The sequence below is a fragment of the Ruegeria sp. BI11 genome (genome assembly GCF_056538005.1).
In genome coordinates this window covers 1-3201 of sequence record NZ_JBQFSM010000039.1, presented here as the reverse complement: position 1 = coordinate 3201, position 3201 = coordinate 1, and the positions used below count along the sequence as shown (strand labels likewise).

Annotated in this window: 3 protein-coding genes; all 3 read right to left on the bottom strand. The window is 61.0% G+C overall.

Annotated features, from left to right (window positions below; genetic code table 11):
• On the bottom strand, window positions 1-1254 hold a 1254-nt coding region (fahA, locus tag ACR0DT_RS24850), incomplete at its 3' end, for a fumarylacetoacetase (protein ID WP_480713318.1).
• 22 nt (window positions 1255-1276) lie between these two features.
• A complete protein-coding gene (locus tag ACR0DT_RS24845) occupies window positions 1277-1900 on the bottom strand; it encodes a LysE family translocator (RefSeq protein ID WP_480713317.1) in 624 nt (207 codons plus the stop codon).
• A 7-nt stretch (window positions 1901-1907) separates the two neighbouring features.
• Window positions 1908-3201 (bottom strand): homogentisate 1,2-dioxygenase (gene hmgA, locus ACR0DT_RS24840; protein ID WP_480713316.1); only part of this gene is annotated, 1294 nt, incomplete at its 5' end.

The window sequence follows — 3201 nt, the reverse complement described above, 5'->3', positions numbered from 1 at the left end:
TCGTGTATATGGCTTATCGAGTGCTGGCATGATTGTTCCTGAGCAGTTTCCGAATCCGATAGTGTATCCGTTGCCTTTGGCTTTGCCTGTCAGGGTTAGGGTGTCGCCGTTTTCGATGAAGCTGCGGGTTTCGCCGGTGTCGAGTGTCAGGGGCTCTTTGCCACCCCAGCTGAGTTCCAGCAGCGAGCCGCGATTGTGTTTTTCGGGGCCTGAGATGGTGCCTGAGCCCAGCAGGTCTCCGGTGTTCATCGGGCAGCCGGATGTGGAGTGGTGCGCCAGTTGTTGCGCTGCCGAATAGTACATCTCGTTGTAATTGGTCCGCGCGATGGTCGTGGCGGGTTTGCCCTCGGGGGCCATGGTGATTTCCAGATCGATGTCATACAGCATCGGGCCAACGTCCTTGAGGTGATCCAGCAGTTCAACCTCACGTTCCGGGGTGTCGCAGCGGAACGGCTCGAGTGCCGCCTTGGTGACGATCCACGGGCTGATTGAGGTTGCCGTGGCCTTGGCCTGAAACGGCCCGAGCGGCTGGTATTCCCAGGCCTGGATGTCGCGTGCTGACCAATCGTTCAGCAGGACGTAGCCAAAGATATTGTCATCCGCCTCTTGCACCGAGATTGGCCCATCCGAGGGGGTGCCGACGATGGCGCCCATCTCAAGCTCAATATCGAACCGTGCCGAGGGGGCAAAGCGGGGCGTGTCGTCATTCGGCCCTTTCAGCTGCCCCCAGGGGCGGCGAATCTCCGTGTCCGAGACGACAACCGAAGACGCCCGGCCGTTATAGCCGATCGGGATGTGCAGCCAGTTCGGCGGCAGGGCGTTTTCCGGGCCGCGGAACATGGTGCCGACATTCTGGGCGTGATAACGACCCGCATAGAAATCGGTGTATTCGCTGACGGCAAACGGCATGTGTAGTTCAGCCTCGGCCTGCGCGACAAGCAGGGGTTCGACCTTGTCTTGCTCCTCGGACCCTTCGGCCAGCAAAGCTGTTAGCCGGTCACGCAGGGCAGCCCAGACGGCGGGGCCTTCTTCCATCAGCGGGTTCCAGAAGGGCAGGTCGAACAAGGGATCATCGGACAGGTCGATCAGCCCTTCGGCCTCGGCTGCAGTGATGTCCAGGATCATGTCGCCGATGGCCACGCCACAGCGGGGGTCTGACCCTTGGGTCGAAAACACGCCATAGGGCAGGTTGTTCAATGGAAACGGGTGGTTCGCATCATTGGCCGAGGCCACCCAGGAGGTCATCAAAGGCATCTGTGATCCTTGTTTTTCGGGTCTATTGCGCGTCGCGCAGGGATTTCAGCCCCAGCAGAAGGGCCGCCAATATCATGAATCCGCCACCAGCCCGGTCCAGCCACAGCCGAGCCGATCCTTTGAGCCGCGCGGCCAGCCAGCTGGCGCTGCCGCCATAGGCGGTCAGAAACAGCCCGTCGATGGTCAGATAGGTGGCGGACAGGACGGCAAATTGCGGCCAGAACGGCAGCGCGCCGTCGATGAACAGCGGGAACAGGGCTGCGAAGAACACCACAGCCTTGGGATTGGCGGCCGAGGTGATAAAGCCCTGCATCCACAGCGTCTTGCGGCTGGCGCGAGGCGCGGTCTGCGTGGTCTTATGTTCCGCCTTTACGATCATCTTCACCCCAAGGAACACCAGATAGGCCACGCCCAGCCATTTGATCACCGCCAGCGCCGTGCCCGACGCTGCAATGATCGCGGCCAGACCAAGCCCGGCAGCCAGCATTTGCAACAGATTGGCTGTCAGGTCTCCGGCCGCCGTGAACACTCCGCGTTTCAAGCCATTGGCCGCGGAATTGGATAGCATCAGCAACTGGCTGGGGCCGGGGGTGCTCATCAGCAGCAGGACCGTGGCGACATAGGTGATCCAGATATCAAAGCTCATCTCAGCCTCACTTTTTATCCGGGGTGCCGTCGAACTTTTTCTCAAGCGAGGTCCAGCAGTCAATGTAATCGTCCTGCAGCGGAGCCTCATTGGCGGCAAAAGGTGTCAGATGCTGCGGGAAGCGGGTTTCGAACATGAAGGACATGGTGTTGTCCAACTTGTCCGGCCCAAGGTTGGCGTTCGACGCTTTTTCGAATGCCTCGCGGTCCGGCCCATGCGGCAGCATCATGTTGTGCAGGCTCATGCCGCCGGGAACAAAGCCCTGCGGTTTGGCATCGTACTGGCCGTAGATATTGCCCATCAGCTCGGACATGATGTTCTTGTGATACCACGGCGGGCGGAAGGTATCCTCGGCCACCATCCAGCGTTCGCGGAACAGGACAAAGTCGATATTGGCCGTGCCGGGCTGCCCCGAGGGCGCGGTCAGCACGGTAAAGATCGACGGATCCGGGTGGTCGAACAGGATCGCGCCGACGGGACAATAGGTGCGCAGGTCATATTTGTAGGGCGCGTAATTGCCGTGCCACGCGACCACGTCCAGCGGGCTTTGGCCGATCTTGGTGGTGTGGAACTGCCCGCACCATTTGACGGTCACGGTCGAGGGCGCCTCGCGGTCTTCAAACGCCGCCACGGGGGCCTTGAAATCGCGCGGGTTGGCCATGCAGTTCGCACCGATCGGGCCGCGGCCCGGCAGTTCGAACTTCTGGCCGTAATTCTCGCAGACAAAGCCGCGCGCGGGGCCCTCCAGCACTTCGACGCGATAGACCAGCCCGCGAGGGAGGATGGCGATCTCCTTGGGTTCCAGATCGATGATCCCCAGCTCGGTCGCAAAGCGCAGGCGGCCTTCCTGCGGCACCACCAGCAGCTCGGAATCGGCCGAGAAGAAATAGTCATCCACCATCGACTCGGTGACCAGATAGATATGGCTGGCCATGCCGACCTGCGTGTTCACATCCCCCGCCGTGGTCATCGTGCGCATACCGGTCAGCCAGGTCAGCCCCTGATCGGAATGCGGTACCGCATCCCAGCGGTACTGTCCCAGGCTGATCACGTCCGGGTCCACACAAGGCGCGGATTGCCAATAAGGCAGGTCGATCTTGTCGTAGCGATGCGAGTGCTTGACCGAGGGCCGGATGCGATAACACCACGTCCGCTCGGGCGGGTTGGCAGTAAAAGCCGTCCCGCTGAGCTGCTCGCCATAAAGCCCATAATTACACCGCTGAGGGCTGTTCATCCCCTGCGGCAAAGCCCCAGACAACGCCTCAGTCTCAAAATCATTCCCAAAACCAGGCAAGTAGCCC

Excerpts from the sequence above, each read along its gene's own strand:
- ACR0DT_RS24845 (WP_480713317.1), bottom strand. The coding sequence starts at position 1,900 with ATGAGCTTTGATATCTGGATCACCTATGTCGCCACGGTCCTGCTGCTG.